General features: G+C 45.4%; 18 protein-coding genes, 3 pseudogenes and 1 riboswitch. Of the genes and pseudogenes, 5 read left to right on the forward strand and 16 right to left on the reverse strand.

Annotated features, from left to right (window positions below):
• Positions 1–290 (forward strand): annotated as a pseudogene (locus ACTXGE_RS10740) (helix-turn-helix domain-containing protein); the annotation flags it as partial.
• Positions 291–445: 155 nt separating this feature from the next.
• Positions 446–1,135: pseudogene (locus tag ACTXGE_RS10745) on the forward strand (IS3 family transposase); the annotation flags it as partial.
• Here ACTXGE_RS10745 and ACTXGE_RS10750 read toward each other — a convergent pair.
• The 3 genes and pseudogenes from ACTXGE_RS10750 to ACTXGE_RS10760 all read right to left on the reverse strand — a co-directional run.
• Positions 1,130–1,513 (reverse strand): annotated as a pseudogene (locus tag ACTXGE_RS10750) (transposase family protein); the annotation flags it as partial. The pseudogenes ACTXGE_RS10745 and ACTXGE_RS10750 sit on opposite strands and share 6 nt — an antisense overlap.
• 8 nt (positions 1,514–1,521) lie before the next feature.
• Positions 1,522–1,962, reverse strand: coding sequence for a transposase family protein (locus ACTXGE_RS10755; RefSeq protein ID WP_319052147.1), 441 nt, complete (start codon positions 1,960–1,962; stop codon positions 1,522–1,524).
• Between the two features lie 157 nt (positions 1,963–2,119).
• Positions 2,120–2,917: an enoyl-CoA hydratase/isomerase family protein gene (locus ACTXGE_RS10760; protein ID WP_435949289.1), complete on the reverse strand. Its 798-nt coding sequence runs from the start codon at positions 2,915–2,917 to the stop codon at positions 2,120–2,122.
• Between the two features lie 243 nt (positions 2,918–3,160).
• Between ACTXGE_RS10760 and ACTXGE_RS10765 the strand changes: the two genes are divergently transcribed.
• Positions 3,161–3,973, forward strand: a complete 813-nt coding sequence (locus ACTXGE_RS10765; RefSeq protein ID WP_435949288.1) for an alpha/beta fold hydrolase — start codon at positions 3,161–3,163, stop codon at positions 3,971–3,973.
• Positions 3,974–4,004: 31 nt separating this feature from the next.
• Here ACTXGE_RS10765 and ACTXGE_RS10770 read toward each other — a convergent pair whose 3' ends face one another.
• From ACTXGE_RS10770 to ACTXGE_RS10810, 9 genes are all read right to left on the reverse strand, one after another.
• Positions 4,005–4,943, reverse strand: a complete 939-nt coding sequence (locus tag ACTXGE_RS10770) for a DMT family transporter (RefSeq protein WP_435949287.1) — start codon at positions 4,941–4,943, stop codon at positions 4,005–4,007.
• Positions 4,944–4,987: 44 nt separating this feature from the next.
• On the reverse strand, positions 4,988–5,770 hold the full coding sequence (thiD, locus tag ACTXGE_RS10775) for a bifunctional hydroxymethylpyrimidine kinase/phosphomethylpyrimidine kinase (RefSeq protein ID WP_435949286.1): 783 nt from the start codon (positions 5,768–5,770) through the stop codon (positions 4,988–4,990).
• Positions 5,767–6,426 (reverse strand): thiamine phosphate synthase, encoded by a 660-nt coding sequence (gene thiE / locus ACTXGE_RS10780; protein WP_435949285.1) that lies wholly within the window; start codon positions 6,424–6,426, stop codon positions 5,767–5,769. Before thiE ends, thiD begins: the two co-directional genes overlap by 4 nt.
• Positions 6,423–7,220, reverse strand: a complete 798-nt coding sequence (gene thiM, locus ACTXGE_RS10785) for a hydroxyethylthiazole kinase (protein ID WP_435949284.1) — start codon at positions 7,218–7,220, stop codon at positions 6,423–6,425. Before thiM ends, thiE begins: the two co-directional genes overlap by 4 nt.
• 57 nt (positions 7,221–7,277) lie before the next feature.
• Positions 7,278–7,366: riboswitch (TPP riboswitch) on the reverse strand.
• A gap of 115 nt (positions 7,367–7,481) precedes the next feature.
• On the reverse strand, positions 7,482–8,549 hold the full coding sequence (locus ACTXGE_RS10790) for an HpcH/HpaI aldolase/citrate lyase family protein (RefSeq protein ID WP_443543431.1): 1,068 nt from the start codon (positions 8,547–8,549) through the stop codon (positions 7,482–7,484).
• 80 nt (positions 8,550–8,629) lie between these two features.
• On the reverse strand, positions 8,630–9,793 hold the full coding sequence (locus ACTXGE_RS10795) for a cysteine protease StiP domain-containing protein (protein WP_443543429.1): 1,164 nt from the start codon (positions 9,791–9,793) through the stop codon (positions 8,630–8,632).
• Positions 9,794–9,844: 51 nt separating this feature from the next.
• Positions 9,845–10,666, reverse strand: coding sequence for an HAD hydrolase family protein (locus ACTXGE_RS10800; RefSeq protein ID WP_435949281.1), 822 nt, complete (start codon positions 10,664–10,666; stop codon positions 9,845–9,847).
• Between the two features lie 98 nt (positions 10,667–10,764).
• The gene (locus ACTXGE_RS10805; protein WP_443543427.1) at positions 10,765–12,027 is read right to left on the reverse strand and encodes a phosphoribosyltransferase domain-containing protein; all 1,263 of its coding nucleotides are present in this window, start codon (positions 12,025–12,027) and stop codon (positions 10,765–10,767) included.
• Between the two features lie 241 nt (positions 12,028–12,268).
• The gene (locus tag ACTXGE_RS10810) at positions 12,269–13,321 is read right to left on the reverse strand and encodes a S1 family peptidase (RefSeq protein ID WP_443543423.1); all 1,053 of its coding nucleotides are present in this window, start codon (positions 13,319–13,321) and stop codon (positions 12,269–12,271) included.
• 343 nt (positions 13,322–13,664) lie between these two features.
• Here ACTXGE_RS10810 and ACTXGE_RS10815 point away from each other — a divergent pair, with 343 nt between their 5' ends.
• Positions 13,665–14,864, forward strand: coding sequence for a sugar transporter (locus ACTXGE_RS10815; RefSeq protein ID WP_435949278.1), 1,200 nt, complete (start codon positions 13,665–13,667; stop codon positions 14,862–14,864).
• 63 nt (positions 14,865–14,927) lie between these two features.
• Here the strand turns inward: ACTXGE_RS10815 and ACTXGE_RS10820 are convergent, their stop codons facing one another.
• Positions 14,928–16,073, reverse strand: a complete 1,146-nt coding sequence (locus tag ACTXGE_RS10820) for an ATP-grasp domain-containing protein (protein WP_443543421.1) — start codon at positions 16,071–16,073, stop codon at positions 14,928–14,930.
• A gap of 151 nt (positions 16,074–16,224) precedes the next feature.
• Between ACTXGE_RS10820 and ACTXGE_RS10825 the strand changes: the two genes are divergently transcribed.
• Positions 16,225–17,502, forward strand: coding sequence for a TerD family protein (locus tag ACTXGE_RS10825; protein ID WP_443543419.1), 1,278 nt, complete (start codon positions 16,225–16,227; stop codon positions 17,500–17,502).
• A gap of 115 nt (positions 17,503–17,617) precedes the next feature.
• On the opposite strand, the gene ACTXGE_RS10830 is transcribed toward ACTXGE_RS10825, so the two are convergent.
• From ACTXGE_RS10830 to ACTXGE_RS10840, 3 genes are all read right to left on the reverse strand, one after another.
• Positions 17,618–18,226 carry a TerD family protein gene (locus ACTXGE_RS10830; RefSeq protein ID WP_317198564.1) on the reverse strand — a complete coding sequence of 203 codons (609 nt, stop codon included), beginning with the start codon at positions 18,224–18,226 and terminating at the stop codon, positions 17,618–17,620.
• A 75-nt stretch (positions 18,227–18,301) separates the two neighbouring features.
• Positions 18,302–19,054, reverse strand: a complete 753-nt coding sequence (locus tag ACTXGE_RS10835) for a TIGR00266 family protein (RefSeq protein ID WP_317198563.1) — start codon at positions 19,052–19,054, stop codon at positions 18,302–18,304.
• A 161-nt stretch (positions 19,055–19,215) separates the two neighbouring features.
• Entirely contained in the window at positions 19,216–19,791 is a 576-nt protein-coding gene (locus ACTXGE_RS10840; protein WP_317198562.1) for a TerD family protein, read from the reverse strand.
• Positions 19,792–20,005 lie beyond the last annotated feature (214 nt).

Below are 20,005 nucleotides of genomic sequence, written 5' to 3' on the forward strand. Positions count from 1 at the left end.
AATTAAGCCACTCTGAGACCGCTCTCAAATTTAATATCAGCTCTCCTAGCTTAATTAGTCATTGGTATAAAGCTTACAGGCTCCACGGTATGTCTGGACTCACCTCCAAATATAAAGGTAGTACTATGGCACCTCCTATCACAGACAAACCCGATGATGAAAAGACCTTAGCAGAGCTCAAGCGTGAGAATGAGTATTTACGAGCGGAGAATGCTTATCTAAAAAAGCTCGATGCACGGCTTCGGGAAAGAGAACAAGCCGCGATAAAGCAAGGCTCATCGAAGGACTAAGGCAGCAATATGCGTTATCTGACTTACTAACCATAGCAAAGCTTGCGCGGAGTAGCTTCTACTATCATAGAGCGCAGCTTTGCAATAAAGACACATACGCTGATTTAAAACAGCGTATCACCACCTTATACCACAAGCACTGAGGCAGATATGGTTATCGTAGAATAACGGCTGCACTAAAGCAGCTAGGGGTTCATCATAACCATAAGCTTATCGCCAAGCTTATGAAACAGTTGAAGCTCAGTGCACGGATTCGACGGCAGAAGTGGCGCTCATATAAGGGACAACAAGGTAAAATAGCGAAGAATCATTTAAAGCGTCGGTTCCATGCCAGTCGTCCACATAAGCGCTGGCTCACTGATATTACCGAGTTTAAGGTCGGTGATAACAAATTATATTTATCGCCAATACTCGATTGTTATAACAATGAGATTATCAGTTATACGCTCTCAAGAAGGCCCACCTATGATTTAGTCAGTCGAATGCTAGATTGTGCGCTGGACAAGACTAAAGCCAGTCGTGACAAGAAGCTAATGCTACATTCAGATCAAGGCTGGCATTATCAGATGAAGCCGTTTGCAAAGTCGCTTAAAGCGAATCATATTAAGCAAAGTATGAGCCGTAAGGGCAATTGCTTGGACAATGCATTGATGGAAGGTTTCTTCGGTACGCTGAAGTGTGAGACGATTTATATTGAGAAACCAGAAACTATTGAAGCGTTAGAGAAACAGATTCATGAGTATATTCACTATTACAATCATGAGCGTATTCAGCTAAAACTAAAAGGACTAAGCCCTGTACAGTACAGAACTCAGTCCTTAATAGACCTCTTGCAAAAGTCATAGGTTAAGCTCGGAATTAATGATACCAGCAAACAGCTTCATTCTAAGATCATAGCGCTGACGACGGTTGCGATATTTATGAGCCACGATTTTAAACAACTTGATTAAGCCTATTTTGTGCTCAACCACAATACGGAACTTTGCCAGATAGTGATTGGCCTGTTTGCATATCTCCAATAACTGACCACCACGAGGTTTTTTAAAGGGAGTGAAGCTTTGATCATGTAACTTTGCTATACCCTGATAACCACTATCGGCTAATAGCTTGGCGTCACAAGGTAACCAGTCAGGACAAGTATCTTTATACAGCTTAAAATCGTGGATTGACCCTTTACAGGTTTGCACATCAAGTATTAAGCCGGTTTGCCAATGGACGATAACCTGCGCTTTTAAGGTGTGTTGTTTTTTCTTACCGCTGTAGTAGTCGCTTTGGTTTTTTTTGGACGCTCAATTGGGGTTTCGGTGGCATCAACAATGACGACTGACCAATTGATGTCCTCATCGACACGACTAGGCAGCTTTTTAGGCAATTCAAACTTGCCAGAGTCAATCAGTGTGTCTTCTACTTTACGAATGATACGGCTAGCAGAAGACTCATGAATACCAAAGTCCATACTGATATGATAAAGCGTGCGGTATTCACGCCAATAAGTCAGGGCTAGTAGTATCTGCTCCTTAAGACTGAGCACACTTGGTCTGCCTGATTTGGTCTTAGATGCTTCATGCTCTTGCATGGCCTCAAGCATGTCATAAAAGGTGGCTTTATGAATGCCTGTGTAGCGTTTAAAACCAGCGTCACTTTGTTTGAGTAGCTTATCTATGTTTGGCATATCTATTAAGTAAGTAGCGTTCAATAATATACGTTGTGTCTTACAACTACTTTTGCAAGAGGTCTAATATAAACTTAAACCGTCCAAGTTTCGGGGGTCAGTTCAGTGATACGGGGTTTTTTATGATCTTGAGTTTGTTACTAGCATACTATGCAGGCTACTTACCTTGATAAACTGGCTTACGCTTCTCCATAAAAGCGCTAATACCTTCTTTAAAGTCATCGGTCACTGCCATTAAGTTTTGCTGTTCGACTTCCATATCGAGTGCTTCATTGAGTCCAGAGTAAGCATGGACATTTAGCATATGCTTCATAGAGGCAAGAGCCTTGCCTGGTAGTTGACTCAAACGTGTGGCTAATGCCATAACCTCGCTATCTAGCTCCTCAGCGCTGACGACTTTATTGACTAGATTTAGGCGTGCGACATCTTCTGCCTTTAACTTATCACCAAGCATGACCAGCTCAGTGGTTTTGGCAGCGCCGATTAATTGATTTAATAGATAAATACCGCCTGCATCTGGAATCAGACCAATATTGACAAAGGCTTGCACGAATTTTGCATTATCACTAGCAATACGAAAGTCACAAGTGAGCGCTAGATTCATACCTGCTCCAGCGACTGCACCTTCTAGCTTTGCAATGATAGGTTTATGAATATTACGCAGTTTTAGGCTGACTTCGGCGACTTCGCGCAGCATAAAATCAAGTTTGGCGACCAGCGCTTCGGACTCCATACCATTCTCAAGCATCTCTCCTATGTGACCGCCACTAGAGAAGTTATTATTTGCGCCTTGCAAGACAATAACGCGTACCTCATCATCTTGGTCCGCTTTTTCAAGAGACTCTAGCATTGCTTGCTTGAGCGGCGTACTAAAAGCATTGAGTGTTTTGGGATCGTTCATGGTGATAGTAGCGATATGATTGTCGCTTTGATAGTCGACGAGAGCCTGAGACATGTTATATCCTTTAAAAGGTTGGGAGTGACCAAATACTATAGCAGTTTATGATAAGGATAAACCCCATTCTATGCACTTTAACGCCACTATAAGACATTAAAACGACTCGTGCAAAAATACTACTGTAAAAGCGGGTCTTTGTGACTTATCCTAATACAGGATACCAAGTTGCTTTGGTCAAGTCGCTTTAACCGTATCCAAATACGGATACCTGAACACTAATACCAACACAAGGAAGTCGTTATGCCATTTATCAAGATCAATAATACCAATATATATTATGAAGACAGCGCGCCAGATGATCAGCAAAAGCCTGTTATGCTCTTTGCTCACGGACTGCTATGGAATACGCGTTTGTTTGAAAATCAAGTAGAGCATTTTAAAGACGATTATCGCTGTATCGCTTTTGACTTTCGCGGGCAAGGGCAGTCACAGATTACCAAAGACGGCTATGATATGGACACGCTGGCAGGTGATGCAATTGAGCTACTCAATATACTAAATGTCGATAGCTGCCACTATGTTGGACTATCAATGGGTGGTTTTGTCGGGCAGCGCGTCGCTATTAAGCGCCCTGATCTATTAAATACGCTGACGCTAATAGATACCTCTGCTGATGCTGAGGATCCGGACAATATTCCTGGCTACAAGAAGCTTGTGACTGCAATTCGCTTTTTGGGAATGAAGCGGGTGAGCAAAAAGGTCATGCCGATTATGTTTGGCACGACCTTTTTGAACGACAAAGCACAAAAAACTGCCCGCAAAGAGTGGCTGTCCATGCTACAGAGTAATCGTAAGAGCGGCGTCGTCAAGGCAACAACTGGAGTAATTGAGCGTCAAGGCATCTATGATCAGCTCGGCAGCATTACCACACCGACGCTCATCATTGTGGGTGACGAGGATGTGGCAACGCCTTATAGCAAGGCTGAGCGTATGCACTTTGCTATCGAAGGCTCTAAGCTTGCGGTCATTAAAGGCTCAGGACATACCTCAACGGTAGAGGCGCCTGATGCCGTCAATAAAGTGATGAGCAAATTTTTAGCCCGCCAGTCTTAGTACTCGTCAGTCCTAGTATCAGTCATCTTAGCTAATTTTTAGTACTTGCCAGCTGCATATGGGGTTGTCGTTTTAGCGCAGCCCCATACTCTGAGCTGATGATACCTATCATAACCAGCGCAAGCGCGATAATATGATTCATGGTCATCATCTCGTCTTTAAAGAACATTACCCCCATTACCGCACCAAACACAGGTAGTAGGTTCATAGCCAATGACGCCCGATTAGCGCCAATCTGAATGACGCTCTCCATATAAAACAGCTTAGAGATAATGGAGATGAATATCGCAATATAAAGCAACATGAGCCAGCCACGCCAATCTGGAAAGTGAATACCGTTTTGTGCCAAATCATAACCATAAAACGGCGTCGCAACCACTAAACCTGCCAAACTCATCGCCCACATGAGACTTGCCCAATGAATCTTGGGTGCATGACGTAGTGCAATAGAGTAGGCAATATAAATACCTGTGGTCACTAAAGCCAAAGAGTCGCCAAGCGCAAAGTTATATTGCGATAATATAAAAGGCTGTCCCCCTGTCAAAATCCAAATCACACCGATAAAAGCAATCCCAATGCCTAGCCACTGCAATAGGTGCGGATTATCCTTGTAAATAAAAGCGCTAAAACAAATCACTCCAAAAGGTATTAGTGCCGTAATAATAGACACGTTGACGACGGATGCTCCCATTGAGAATGCGCTATATAGAACAATATTAAATAAAGCAAAACCACCCCCGCCAACGATAAACAACCACAGCCAATGCTGCTTAATCACCGCCCAATCTTTTTCAATAAGCTTGCGAGCAAAAAACGTCAAGATAAGGGTGGCAATAAACCAGCGAAAAAACGTCATCTCATACGGGGTTAGCCAGCCTTTGCCAAGCTTGCCTGTCACGTTGCTTGTCGCCCAAAGTAGGGGCGCTAATAAAAGCATAACGTAAGGTGCTGGTAATCCATTTTTAACCATAATAAGTACTCTTTAAACCAGCTTAGTTATTGAATGTTTTAAACTTAATAAAACTCATAAAAATGATGCACAGGCCCTTGACCTTGCCCCACCTCAAGCTTGTCTGCGTGTTGTAGCGCGCCAGTTAAATAGGTTTTTGCTTTTGCGCAGGCAATATCTAATGGCTCGCCGCGCCCCCAATTGGTCGCAATCGCGGCTGACAACGTGCAGCCTGTACCGTGACTGTTTTTGGTATTGACACGCACGCTTTCAAACCATTGATGCACGCCGTCGACGTACAGCAAATCTGGCGAATCGTCTTGCTGTAGATGTCCACCCTTCAAAAACGTCGGTACTGCTAGCTGTTTGGCTTGCGCTAGCATCTCGTCACGATTTTTGGCTTCATCTTCACCAAGCAGATCTGCCGCTTCTGGTAGGTTGGGCGTAATGAGTCCGACTTGGGGTAGCAGTTTGCGCATCGCTGACAGTGCATCTGCGTCAAGCAGGCGGTCACCACTTTTGGCAACCATGACGGGGTCTAGTACCACCTTTTTAGGTTGATATTTCGCTAAGGCCTTAACCACGCAGTGAATCATGTCAGCGCTGCCCAGCATACCGATCTTGACCGCATCGACGCGCACATCACTAAACACCGAGTCAATTTGCGCGCGTACCATCTGGGTAGGTAGCATCTGGATTTGCTGGACGCCTTGGGTGTTTTGCGCGACGACGGCGGTGATCACGCTCATCGCATAGCCGCCATTGGCGCTAATGGCTTTAATATCAGCTTGAATACCCGCGCCGCCAGTACAGTCAGTACCCGCAATCGTTAAAATATTGGCGATCATTGTTTTGCTCCTAACAAGGTTTTGGCGGCGATTTTTGGATCGAGAGCGGCGCAAACTGCTGACACTACAGCGATACCATCACAGCCTGTGGTATAAACATCAGCTGCATTGTCTTGACCGATACCGCCGATAGCCACGCTAGGCAATTGACTCTGTGCGACCAGAGTTCTCAAGCCTTCTATACCGATAGGCGGCGCGTGATTAAGTTTGGTTTGAGTGGCAAAGACAGGACCGATACCGACATAGTCCAGTTGCGAGAGATGCTTGGCGTGCGCTACTTGTAGCTCATTGAGAGTATTAATCGACAGTCCCAGCCAAACGTCCGCGCCTAAAATAGCTCGCGCTGCATCGATTGCCATATCGCCTTGACCAAGATGTACGCCGTCAAGCTGGGCTTTTTTGGCAATAGCAACGCGATCATTCATCACGAGTGGCACGCGTCCAGCGATGGCTTCTTTGAGCGCGCAGGCTATCTGGTACAACTCATCATCGCTAGCGTGTTTATCGCGCAGTTGTACCATCGTGACGCCGCCGTCAATCGCTGCGCAAACGGTATCAATCAAACCGCGCTCCGTGCACATGGCGCTATCGGTAACTAAGTACAAGCTCAGTGCCTCGCTAGATTTGTGCGTGGTTTTTGGGGTAGAGGTATTCATATAATGGTCACCTTGGCATTGTTAGAGACTTGATCGGCGTCTAAGTGATAAAGGGCGTCCAAGAATTCAACGTAGAAGCTACCAGGACCTTTGGCTGCCTTGTCTGCCAGCTCACCTGCTTGTCCGTAATAGCAGAGTGCACTGATGACAGCGCCTGTCAGATTATCGCGGTTACTACCGATAAAGCCGCCGATTAAAGCCGTCAGTGCACAGCCAATCGCGGTCACACGAGTCATCATAGGTACGCCATGATGTACGCTCCATTGCTGCGTGCCATCAGTGACCCAATCGACCTCGCCTGTGACGACGACGACTTTGGCATGTTTGGTGAGAGCTTCGGCGGCAACTTTGGCTGCCTCAACGGTATCGCCACTATCAGGACCACGGCTTTGACTACTCATACCCGCTAGTGCCAAAATCTCAGAGGCATTACCACGGATGACATCAGGCTTGAACGCTAATAAGCGCTCACAGCTTTGCAAGCGGTAAGCGGTAGCGCCGACTGCTACAGGGTCTAAGACCCAAGGGATATTTTGCTCATGAGCGACTTGTGCGGTTGTCAGCATGCTATCAAGCCAGTCTGGCGATAACGTGCCAATATTGATGGTGAGCGCATGAGATAAGCGCACGAACTCTGGTGCTTCTGTTTGGGCATGTACCATAGCAGGCGAGGCACCAGCGGCTAGTAAAACATTGGCTGCGGTGCTCATAGCGACAAAGTTAGTGATGTTGTGTACTAAAGGCGCTTGAGTACGAAATGAGGTAAAGCAAGAATGAATCGATTGAGGATGCATTTTCTCTCCATAACTAAAAATGGCAGGCGAGAAAACACATAGCATCACGAGTGGATACGGTGACGGCTATACACTCCCTACGCCAGTATGATCTGGATCAGGTTCTAAGGGTACATCTCAGCCTAACGGCGCCCCTGTGAATAACGTTTTGATATTTTATATAATAACTTTTAGGATAAAGGTTTTAATCAATCTATACCAATACAAAGCATCTTACCGAGCTTATCAAAGTAATACAATACAAGACTTGGTAAATCTAACTTACATTCTTGAATTAAATTCATTGCTGTTGTTATTAATTGTCCCAAACACTTCGGCGCGATTGACGATCTCAGTCGCCCAAGCGCGGTGAGTCGCAGGCTCTAACATGGTATTGTTAAATTTAAACACCGCTTTTGCCTCAGTATGGAGGATAGCTTGCGCCTCATCAAGCATATTTATCGGCACACAATAAGCCTGCTGCACTAAGGCAATTTGGCTGGGGTGAATGACGGTTTTGCCTACCAAACCCAAACTAACATCGCGTCCAAGCTCTTGCATAAACAGCATCGGCTGATCGAGATATTCAAAGACAGGGGCAGACAGATAAAAGCCATGCGGCACAAAGCAGCCCAGCAGCTGATAGGCCAAAGTACCTATAGGCGTGTCATAGACGATACTGTTTTTGGGGCGGCGCAGGCGCAAGGTGGCAAACAAGTCATTGCCACCGATACGTAGGGCAAAGACTGGCTGACTAAAGGCTTCTTTAAAGCCGATAGCCAGCTCTTGATTATGGTGCGGATTAAACAGCGCAGCAGTCTCAAGCGTTGGCATCAACAGCTGATCGTCACTTAAGTTCTGACAGGCCATACGCCAATTGGACAAGCTACACATATCGACTTTGGGCATGACAAAACCGTCGAGCAGATCGATATGAGGATAATCTGCTAACTGCTGTAGCATCATCGGATTACGTGGACGCACAAATACCAGCGGGCGCGTCGGCTGGCCTTGAAGTTTTGCCTGAGTATTATTTGATGGCTTATTAATGGTATCTTTATGCGCTGACCAAGTACTTAGCAGAGTCTGCAAACGCTCAAGCGCCAACTCGACATCATTGTGGCTGACCGCATCCTCAAGGCAGATGATAATACTGTTAATCGTCGGTAACTTATCGCGCTTAATCACTTGCCAAATATCCTCACGAGTGGCTGGCATATATAGGCTAGCACCCAACTGATAAGGATGGTAAGTGATCGGCTTAATCATATCGTGACGCTCAGTGATCAGATGCGTATAGGACTGAGTATGGCTATAAATATTTGATTCGTTGTTTGACGTATCTGACATAGTAGGCATCATAAATAAGTGAGTATAAAATTTTAATAGACAGGATTTATCAAGGACTAGGTCGTTAAATGCTAATCTTTTTAGCTACGCTGCTTGATCAAAGTAATGGCTTGATAAGGCAATATTTTATCACCTAAAACGTTAATAGTGATATCGCGATCGTCGCATAAATGCCTTAATAAGACCGTATCCCGATGATCGGTGCTCGCCAGCAAAATGCGCTCAGGATCACGGCGTAATATCGCTCGTGTCGCTTCGGCAATGGTCGGTTTGATACGATTGCGATTAGTAATATGATAATCCGCCGCTATTTTATCTATAAGCCGAGCAGTCTGGTAGCGTGGCTGCTTAAAAGTTGGCAAACGTTGCAAGGGCTTCGTCAATGCGCGGCGCGCGGCATCACTATGATCGACGAAGGCTAAGCTATGATCTACCTCTACTAAGTTATCATAAAATACACTGCGATGTAGTCCCGATTGTGGCTCGGTATACAGGCTACGCGATATCAGTCCTGACACCGTACTATTTAGCAGACCTGATGGAATGAGCCAGTCCTCCTCGCTCGCCGCAAGCCAAGCGACACCTGCTGGGTCAGCAAGTGTCAGCAGGGGAATAACGTCTTTTCCTTGATGAAAAATAGTAGCAAAATGAGGATGACTGCTATCGTTAAATGGCTGAAGGCTACGTGCCAACTCCTGATAAATCGCGCCTTTGCCTGTCCAGCCATCGACAAATACGATAGGACTGTTTGGATGAGCATCTAATATCATCTGCATAGCGATAGGATCCAGGCCGCGATCACGAATGATGCTAATGCCATAATGCACACTGGGCAAGTTATAGTCGCTATCGCTATCGTCTGATAGGGCACGCTGCAATAACACGCCAATCGGCAAACCTGCCCGCACTAAGCTGATCAGTACCAGCGGATGCTCATTATCGACTGTCTGCACAAAGATATCGTGCAATGTATAAGCCAAATTAGCAATATCTGTCGCCGTTCTATCTGTACCTTGCGCTAATGCCTGCTGGTATAATTGCTCGTGCATCGCCGTTGGTGCTTGCTCTAGAGTCAACATGTCCGAATAATGACGCTGCCCGCTTTGAATCAGCGCCTCTTTTTGTTGAGTAGGCACATCGGCAACCGCATCTTTATCGACGATGTCGAGCAGTACGGTGACGTCAGAAGATAGGTAGCTGCCTGAGCCGTATTTATCTAATCTTTGTATATTATGATGGGTCATAAAGATGTTTTACTTGTATAAGCGATTGTTATTAATATTCTAAAATCAAACTTACTTGCGACTAGTATGGTCATGCATTTGACCATGATTGGGCATGCCGTACCAGTCAAGCAATTGTAGAAAGGGTAAATCTGCTAAGCTATCACCAAAACCAAAACTTGGACGTTTGACATCTAAATGCTGGTCTAATAAAAACTGCACCGCGTGACGCTTATGCACCGCATGTGGCAGTATCGCAAGATTATTAGCGTTCACATGGACATAAAAGTGTCGCTCAAAATCACGTATGAGTGTAGGCAATTTTTTAGCCAATTCTTTTAGCGCTTGATGGTCTTTTTTTGCGTGCTTTATCGCTAGATAGATGGTTAATTCTTTGTTACTAGAACCAGTACTAAAGCTGTCGATATGCGGCGTAAATACCAGATGACTGTTCTCATTTTTGCTATGAGTTGCAAATAGCTGGCTGAGTTGGTGAAGCTTGTCTTGCAAAGGACTTAGCTGCTGATACATATGCTGCTGCCACGCGCTCAAAAGCTTACCATCATTGGTCAAAACAATCGCGCCATGAGTCAGCACTTGCCAGCTGTCAAAAGGCAGTTTAACGCGTTTAATCTCGTCTCGATCGCGTGCAGTGACGACTATCAATTCAGTGCTCGCAAGGAGCCAATTAAAAAAGCTCGCTTGACGCTGGCTCATAAAACTTAACGGCTCGCCTTGTTTATTTACCGTGGCGCAGACTAAGCTCTCAGATTTAGCCGTTGGCAAGTCCCAAGCGTCGATCTTACGCTGCGTTTGAAATAGCGTATCGTCTAAATCCATGAGCGCGTAGGGTTTGATGATTTCGGGGTTGGTCTGGAAGAAAGGGGTGGTCATAAAAGTGTCCGTTAATGAAGTATAAAGTTAAAAAAGCTGGTCGCGTAACCCACCTTTTCGTAAGTTTAAACGGTGGGTTACGCTTCGCTAACCACACCCTAGGCTAAATCTAGACTTCCATCATCACAACCTACCACCAAAACATTATCTAAACCTTGCCACATATCATCCACACTATCAGCAGCCGTTTCCACGCACAATACAATCAAATCCCAATCGCTAGGCTCGACATTATAAGCAAAATTAGTCATGCCCAATCCATAATTGTCATGAAAACTGATCATGGTAGTAATCGCACCACCGAGTGCGATAGGCGAGCGCGTTAAGGCGCTAAACTTCACTTTATTCTGTGAGTCAGTATTTTGCTCAAGCCATTCTGCCAATAAAAACGGCAACCACACAAACTCATTACTACCGAGTACTAAAATCCGCGCAGGCAACTGTGCTTTATCAAACGTCGCTCGTCCACTAAAACGGGTAAATGAGGACTGAAACCCTGCAAGATAATCAGCAAAGCCATCGGTACTATCGAGTGTCGGAAAGCGTCCCCAATTGCCAGTATTACCCAACGGCTGCGAGCCTGCTTCTGTGGTATCTACCGAAGGCATAACGATAGGTTCAGGATTGGGTGCATCCGTCCATTGCCACGCCCCAGACAATAGATGATGACGCTGAAAGTCGATATCAGGCAAACGAGTAGAGATGTAGTCATCAGCATCAGGTGCCTCTTGATTGAGTGACCAATCCACCAAAGTCGTTAGATGCACTTGTTCTAACTGGCTTAGACCAGAGTGACGTAGAGCGGTCACCACGTTAACGCAAGTATTACCCGTTGAGGCTTCGTCATCGACCATAATCAAGGTCTTGCTGGCGAGTAGCTGCTCTTGAGTGATTCTATCAGAGCTTTGATAAATGAGATGCTGGCTGGCGTGACTATGATCTTCGCTAAACGTCGTCAGCAAAGTCTCCTTATTATCATCGCTATGCTGGGCATGACGCGTAGAGTTTAGTAGTAGCGCGTTAGGGTAGCGCGTTTGTAGCGCTTGATGAACGCCTGCCGACAGTCCCACGGCAGTCTCCGCCATACCTATGACCAAAATGGGTTCAGGCAGATCGTTAGGCACTAAACTTGCCAAATGCGTAAAAGCAGTGCGCATGGTACTAGGCGCGACAGGAATATGCCGACCTAAGACTTTTGAGACAAACAAAAAAGCACGTTTGGGATTGATACGCTGCGCAAACCCAAGTAAGTCTTCTAATTGACAAGGGGTATTATTATCTAGTGCGCTATTGGTTTGATAAGTTAAATTCAAGGTACCGCGAGGTAGGGTGATGCTCGTACTGTGTTGCTGATTTGGCATTCATATTCCTTGGTGTTTCTAATTTTCGATATTTAGTAACGTTATAATTTTATATAAGTGTAAAGGGATTTTAACCCTGACAACCCACCAGCCATAGCGCACTGCGGCTTTGTTTGCTTAGTTGTGGTGTGCTCAACGTTGAGGTTGATACAGAGTGTGAGTTATTCAAACTAATACCAGCGCTGGCAAGCAGGGCAGATAATAACTGAAATTTCACTGCATAGTTCATATTTTGTGCCTGTTAATGAACGAGGCTGGCTGTCACCATACCGATGACCTCGCCTGTTGGCAATAATAAGGGACTACCACTAGAGCCAGGTTGGATAGGCGCGGTAAATTGCATATAGCGGATATCATCGCCAAACCCTGTCAACCCCGAGATACAACCTTGGGTCACTTGCAACTGACTACTGACGCCTGATAGCGGAAAGCCTAAGGTGGTAATGGTCTCGCCTAATATATCTGAGCACTGCTGGGCAAGTGGTAGATGGCTCGGTAGTGGCTCGCAAACTTTAATGATAGCTGAATCACTACCGATGTCGCTCATCACCACTTGCGCCTCGCGGTCAGGCTGCCCTTGCTGACGGATACCTATCATCGCTGCCGACTCAATGACATGATAGCAGGTCAGTAGATGATAGGAATCAATCGCGAACGCTGTACCCGTCCACGTCTCGCCAGGGGTGACATGACGCGGTGGGCGCGATTCATTATTGCGCTGGTCTCGTTGCTGCTGCTGCGCGGATTGAATGAGCGCATGAGTATCTGGCAGGCGAGTATCTAAGCTCACCTGCACGCGCTGCTCTAGGCTCGCTAGCCCTTGGGTTGAGCTCTCACCCAGCGCCCTGCACTTAAACTGACCATTACGCTGATAAATCTCTAATATTATAGCGGCTTTGACATGACGCTCATTGGCTACAAATTCATAATGAATAGCACTATCATTCAAAGTCAGACTGATAGTGTCTAATTCAACCGCTGGTAAATCTAAACTCGGCTCGTAGTAAGTATAAGCAATGAGTTGCAAGTAGCTCACGTTTTGCGTCTCAAACAATTTTGGCAAATCAAGTTGCCATGCGCTTGGGTTGTTAGCATCATCTAGCTGCACCCAGTCTTTGGGCGCGTGTAGATAGGCGGGACTACAAGCAGCTTTTCGTCTGTCATCTAAAGGCAACCAAAGCAGACCGAGCTGCTGACCAAATGTAAGCGAATTATTGGCTGTAAAAGCGACTAAGCAGTTGGGTTGCTCAATAACCGTATTTGCGCCTAACACTAGCGTCGTCTGTGCGCTCATCGCTTACCCTCTGCTTGAGTTTTTGTCATGGGCTTAGTCCCTAAATTTACCCTTATAAATATACAGTTATGTTGTGCATAAGCGTATCTATTCTAACGGTTTTTGCAGAGAATTGGAGGGCAAAGATATTTTGATGAACTTAATCAATTACCGTGAACATAAGTCTGATAGATAATTAAAAAACAATGTACTAGAATATGCCGCTGAACGAAACTGGATTTAAAAGTAGAGCTATATTACTGCAAATTGGTGAGCATTACTCTTTACTCATATTTCCTAGGTCCTAGCACTCATTCTTGGGTCAGCCGTGCTATCTGAGCACTTTTTTATAGTAGTCAGTGATATGGAAAATAACTTTGAGGTGGATTCAGTATCTCGCCGCACGCAGTACTTTCGAGTGATCTTGATGGGTGTCAGCGCTTTTGTGATTAATACTACAGAATTTGTCCCTGTAGCACTGCTCAGCGATATCGCCAAAGACTTTTCGATTACAGCCGCTGAGACTGGCTGGATGTTGACGCTGTACGCTTGGGTCGTCGCTCTTATGTCATTGCCTCTGATGCTATTGACCAGTAGGTTTGAGCGTAAGCGCTTGCTACTGGCTATATTTGTAGTCTTTATTGCCAGTCATGCTTTATCTGTATTTGCATGGAGTTTTCAGGTTCTCTTGGTGAGCCGAGTAGGGATTGCCTTTTCGCACGCGATATTTTGGTCCATCACTGCAGCGATAACGCTGCGAGTAGCGCCTGAGGGCAAGCGAGCATTAGCGCTTAGTATATTGGCTACAGGGACGTCTTTAGCGCTGGTATTAGGCGTGCCTATAGGGCGTATATTAGGTCAATGGTTTGGCTGGCGTACCACCTTTGCAGGTATCGGAATCATCGCTTTTATCGTGTTTGTGCTACAAGCAAAGCTGCTGCCCACATTGCCCAGTATGTTTAACGGCTCCTTTAGAAAAATTCCAGAACTGCTTAATAATCCTTTGTTGGTCAGCCTTTATTTATTCTGCTTTATCATCTTTACCGCAGATTATGCCGCTTATACTTATATCGAACCTTTTTTAAATCGGGTCGGCGCGATGAGTGAGAACTTAGTGACGCTTATTTTATTATTATTTGGCGGCGCAGGACTCATCGGCAGTTATATATTTAGTCGCTGGAGTGACAGATCGAGCACGACCATGATGCTAGCATCCACGGTGCTCATAATAGGCGCAATGCTACTCATGTCATGGACGGCAACGTCGATATGGTTATTTGGCATAGTCACCATAGTTTGGGGTACCGCCATGATACTGCTGATGTTGACCATCCAATCCAAAGTGATAGAAATCGATATTAACGCTCAAGACATGGTGATGGCGATGTTCTCTGGCATCATCAACTTAGGGATAGGTACGGGTGCATTGCTAGGCGGTTACGCAGTCACCTATATCTCACTCTCAAGCGTGGGTTACGTCGGCGCTGCTATTGCTGTGTTAGCGCTGCTACTCGTTATCGTTATGATCAAGCGGTTTCCTGAATTACGTGCCAACAACCATTAAATCATTACCTATGATAAAGGCGCATCTTATTATAGGTAATGACCCAGAATAAAAACGACCTTACTATAGTGCTTGCTCTTCTATCTTCACACTGGTCATAATCGAGCGTACCTGACAAGGTGTGATTTCTTTGACGATATCCTCAAGTTTGGGCTTGTCCGTGAGTCCAAGCCAATAACCAAATCCCACTTGCGTCAGATCGACGCCGCTATGAGCCGTATAACCGATACCACCTGAGGGTCGCGAGTTGATCTCAAGGACGCGGTGCAGGCCTTCATCATCAGCTTTGGTCTGTACGCTGACGATACCGTCGCAGCCAAAGGCTTTAATCAGCGGAACGACAACCTCCATAACCGGCTTCTCATAACCAATGTGCTGAACTTTTCCCGTCTTATGGCGGGTGATGGCGGCCAAGACTTCGCCATACTCACAAACCACGTCGATAGAGTACTCTTGTCCTGGTAAAAAAGGCATAAGCAGCATAGGAATAGGGCGCTCTTTTACCATTTGACTATTGGTATAAGCACTTATAAATTGCTGTGTATTTATTTTTTTGGCTTCGGTAAAGTACAAGTGCTCAAAGCTATCGTAGGTCTCATCTGACGCTTTGCTAGAGTCAAGCCGCCAAAATCCTTGGGCAAAGATACCTGTGACTGGCTTTACGCATAGCGGCTGATGACCATGCTGGGCCAGCAGGGCTTTTAGCTCAGCGGTAGTATCAAACCGCCAAGCGTCTGCTACGGGGATATTATGAGCATGACATTGCTGCATAAAGGCAAACTTATCATCGATAGACTCTAAGGCGTCAACGCTCGTTGCGCCCGTCAATAGACGAATACCAGCAGCGCTAAAGGTATCACGGTGCGCTTCATAATCGATACCATTGCGACCCGTGAGGAGCACCTTTACCTTTTGTTGTTGAGCTTGCTCTAATACAAACTGCCAACGCGGCATAGTAGGCTCAGCTTCAACAGGGTTATCTGTCAATGACTCATCATCGCTGATACTTAAATGGGGCTCTCGATAAATACTATCTGCACATTCAAATATCTCAGGTCTATTATGACGATGTGAAGCGATTACATGAAATGGTGTGTTAGATGTTGCTTTGAGAGCTTGCAAGCTTGCGAGCATATCGCGCTGGCTTGACTGTCCTTCTGCAAGCCAAACACTGGTTATATCTGTAGTAGTACGAGTGTCGCTGGGCATAATTAATCCAATGAATCGGTGATGAATATCAGCATTATTATATACACTGTCATAAGCTATAAATACCATAATCGAGCATTAAAAAGCTGATGGCATCCATGCTACTATAGGGCAATCAGACTACACTATTATAGACAATCAAGGATTATTCATGAGCCAAACCCAAGTCCAACAACTGGTTGCTGGTGCCAATGCGCCACTGCCAACTGATAATATTAGCATCCGTATTTTGAGTCAAAACGCGATTGATTGCGCCGCTTACCGCTTAACGAGCGAGGGCAAGGTGCGCGGCGATGGCGATATGATATTTTATGGGCAGACCCGCAGCGATGATGGTAGCGTGAGCTTTCGCGGTCACGACAGCGATGGATTCTTTGATATTAATCTGCCAGCGCAGCCTGCAACTATAGATAAGATTGCTCTGGCGTTCTCAAGTGCGCAGACGTTGGCACAGATCGGCGATGTCGACATCCAAGTATTGCAAGGCAGTCAAGTGCTATTAACGAGTCAGTTGAGCGCGAGCGGTCGCAATGAAAAAGCGATTATCTTAGCAGAATGTTATCGTCGTCAAGGCAGCTGGAAGTTTCGCTTTATCGCTCAAGGATTTGAGGGCGGCCTAAAACCTTTGTCCGAGCATTTCGGCGTTGAAATCAGCGATGATGCACCTGTGCAAGCACAAAGCCAGAACCAGTCTATCAATACCCAAAAGCCTATCAATACCCAAAAGCCTATCAATACCCAAAAGGCAGGTAGCACTCAAACCAGTACACCGCCGCCGATTCCCGCTAGTCCTTCAATTAACCTTAGCAAAATCACCTTAACCAAGAATCAATCCAGTATTAATCTAAAAAAACGCGACGATTTTGGCAAAATATCAGTCAACTTAAATTGGAATCAGCGCCCAGACACCGCTAAGCAAGCGCCCAAAAAAGGGCTGCTGGGTGATCTGTTTAAGCAGCATAAATCAGGTGGTATTGATCTTGACGTTGGCGCAATGATTCATCTCAAAAACGGTGAGAAAACGTTAATCCAAGCCTTGGGCAATCGTTTTGGTAGTTTGCAGTCTGCGCCTTATGTCCTATTGCGTGCTGATGATAGAACCGGACAAGTGAGCGGCGGCGAGTGGCTCGATATCAATGGTCAGCAGTGGGCGCAAATCGAAGAGGTATTTATCTTTGCCTTCATTTATGAGGGCGCGCCAAACTGGGCACAAACAGACGGGGTCGTAACCATTCATGTGCCTGATCAGCCGCCAATCGAGACCAGATTAACTGAAGGCTCAAATAACTCGCCAATGTGCGCCATTGCTCGCTTGGTCAATCAGCAGGGCAGTATCAATGTTGAGCGTATCAACCAATACTTTAAAGGTCATCAAGAGATGGACAAGGCTTTTAATTGGGGCTTTAGCTGGAAGCGGGGGAGTAAGTAAGCGCTTTAGCATAAGTAAAGCAATAGCATGATAAACCAGTCCACATTAACAAAAACCGCCTAACGATTAACGCTGGGCGGTTTTTTGACTCTAATAAATCTTTAAATAAATAGTACTAAGCATGCGGCGTGATAGCTGGCATCAAGTCATGAAAAGTGCGACCAGAGGCCGTCTCGCCAATGGCGTGCATTTTCCACTCATTATTATGACGATAAACCTTTGCCATAATCATCGCCGTATGTGTCCCTTGTGATGATAAGTTGTAGCGTGCGACCTCAGTATTGTTATTGGCGTTTACGATACGGCAAAAGGCATTCTCTACCGTCTCGAACGTTTGACCGGTAAAGCTATTGACAGTAAATACGAGAGAGACCACATTAGCTGGCACACGTGCAAGATCAACATTGATGACTTCATCATCGCCGTCGCCATCGCCTGTGCGGTTATCGCCCGTGTGCACGATACTGCCGTCTTTTGACTGTAATTGGCTAAACCAGATGGCATCGACCGCTTGCTTATTACTATCGAACATAATGCATGACGCATCCAAATCGATAGAGTCGCCGCCACTACCGCCGCCAAACAACTTACCTAAGAAGCCGCCTTTTTTATCCTGAGGACCTTGAAATACATCCCAGCCAAGACCTAGCTTGACTTTGGTAAGCTCGCCGCCTGCTTCTTTACTTAGAGAGATCTTTTGACCTTTTTGTAGACTAACTGCCATGTCGTTATCCTTATAATAGGTGTGCGTGGAATAAATCGCGAATAAGCAAAGATTTATTTGAATATAAAAAATAGGTTATAAAATATTATCTAAAAATCCACCGCCGCCGCCGCGTCCACCTGAGCTACTACCCAAGATGCTTTGTAGCCAGCCCTGATAGCTGTCGCGATTACGCGAGCATATGATGACTTTTCCTGAGCCTGAAAAGTTAAGTACCATGCCCTCGCCACTAGTGACTGAATTAATAATATTGCTCATGATGCCTTTTTTCTTGCTCGTTGAGACCGAGAGTTTGTACTCAAGGTTTGAGTCCCAGCAGACCACATGACCATTATCAATAATCACGTCTTTGTCAGGTGTGACCTCAATTTCAAACAAGGAGCCAAAACCTGAAACGACAACTTGGCCTTTGCCTTGCGTTTGCATGACCATAAAGCCGCCGGTATCTCCAAACACGGCGCCGCCAAGGTTACGTTGAATATTGGCTCTAATATCGACACCTGTTTGTGCAGCGACAAAAGCGCCATCACTTAACGTATATTGCTGCGCGCCGACATCGATGATTTGCATGTCACCGTCAAGGGTAGGGGCTAGCAAACAATCGCCTTCCCCGCCTGTGGCCTCAATCTGCTGTTGAAACAGGGATTCGTCATTGGCAAAGCGGCGCATAAGCGACTGCATAAGGCCGCCTTGCAATTTACCTTTGAGCTCAAGGTTGGACTCCATCATCACCATAGCATTGGCTTCGCAATAAATTGAATCACCCTTTTTTAGATTACAATGCAAAAAGGGTTCAATAGTACCAATTAAGCTAAATGTCGCCGCCATGAGTTGCCAATCCTTATGCTGATAATTTTGATGTGTGCCTTAAAGCTCACGTATAAATATTAAACCCTAAATAATTTTAAAGCTACCAAACACGTAAAGAGACGTCCTTGATAGCTTATAAAATAGTTATTCTAAAGAATTAGAATATCAGAGAGCTGCGACTAAACATTAACGCCATAAGAAGACGCTAATGGTCCAAGACCACCGCTAAAGCCTTGACCAACGGCGCGGAATTTCCAATCGCCGCTGTGACGATAGAGCTCACCAAAGATCATCGCCGTCTCAGTGCTACCATCTTCTGATAAGTCATAACGGGCAATCTCGCTATTACCATTGTCATTAACGATACGAATATACGCTTCGCCGACTTGACCAAAGTTCTGATTACGGCTTTGACCTTCATAAATAATAGCACATAGCGCAACTTTGCTCACATCAGCAGGAATGCTGGCTAGATTGACTTTGATTTGCTCATCATCGCCGTCGCCTTCACCTGTACGGTTGTCACCTGTGTGCTCAACCGCGCCATTATCTGACTTTAAGTTATTAAAAAAGATAAAGTCCTGATCATTACGTACTTTGCCCGACTCGCCAACCAAAAATCCGATAGCATCTAAGTCAAACTCTTGACCGTCGGTGGCACGTGGATCCCAGCCCAAACCAACAGTAATGTTCGTGAGGCCCGGTGCTTCTTTTGATAAGTTTACGTTGCCGCCTTTTGATAAGCTAATAGCCATAAAATTGTCCTTTAGTTTTATAATTAAAGTGAGATAGAACACACGACGCTAGATAGTTTTGAACTCTCGTATTTATCCTTTAATTTAATTGCTTACATTTAAATCATATAAGAACGTCAAAACTGCGTGTGGTTACGTTTTACTATACTAATCCCATAGCGAGTAAGCAAGGCGAATTTTTTCTATACGCTATATGTTTACTAAGACACACTAC

The sequence above is a fragment of the Psychrobacter sp. T6-4 genome, from assembly GCF_052258425.1.
Taxonomy (GTDB): Bacteria; Pseudomonadota; Gammaproteobacteria; order Pseudomonadales; family Moraxellaceae; genus Psychrobacter.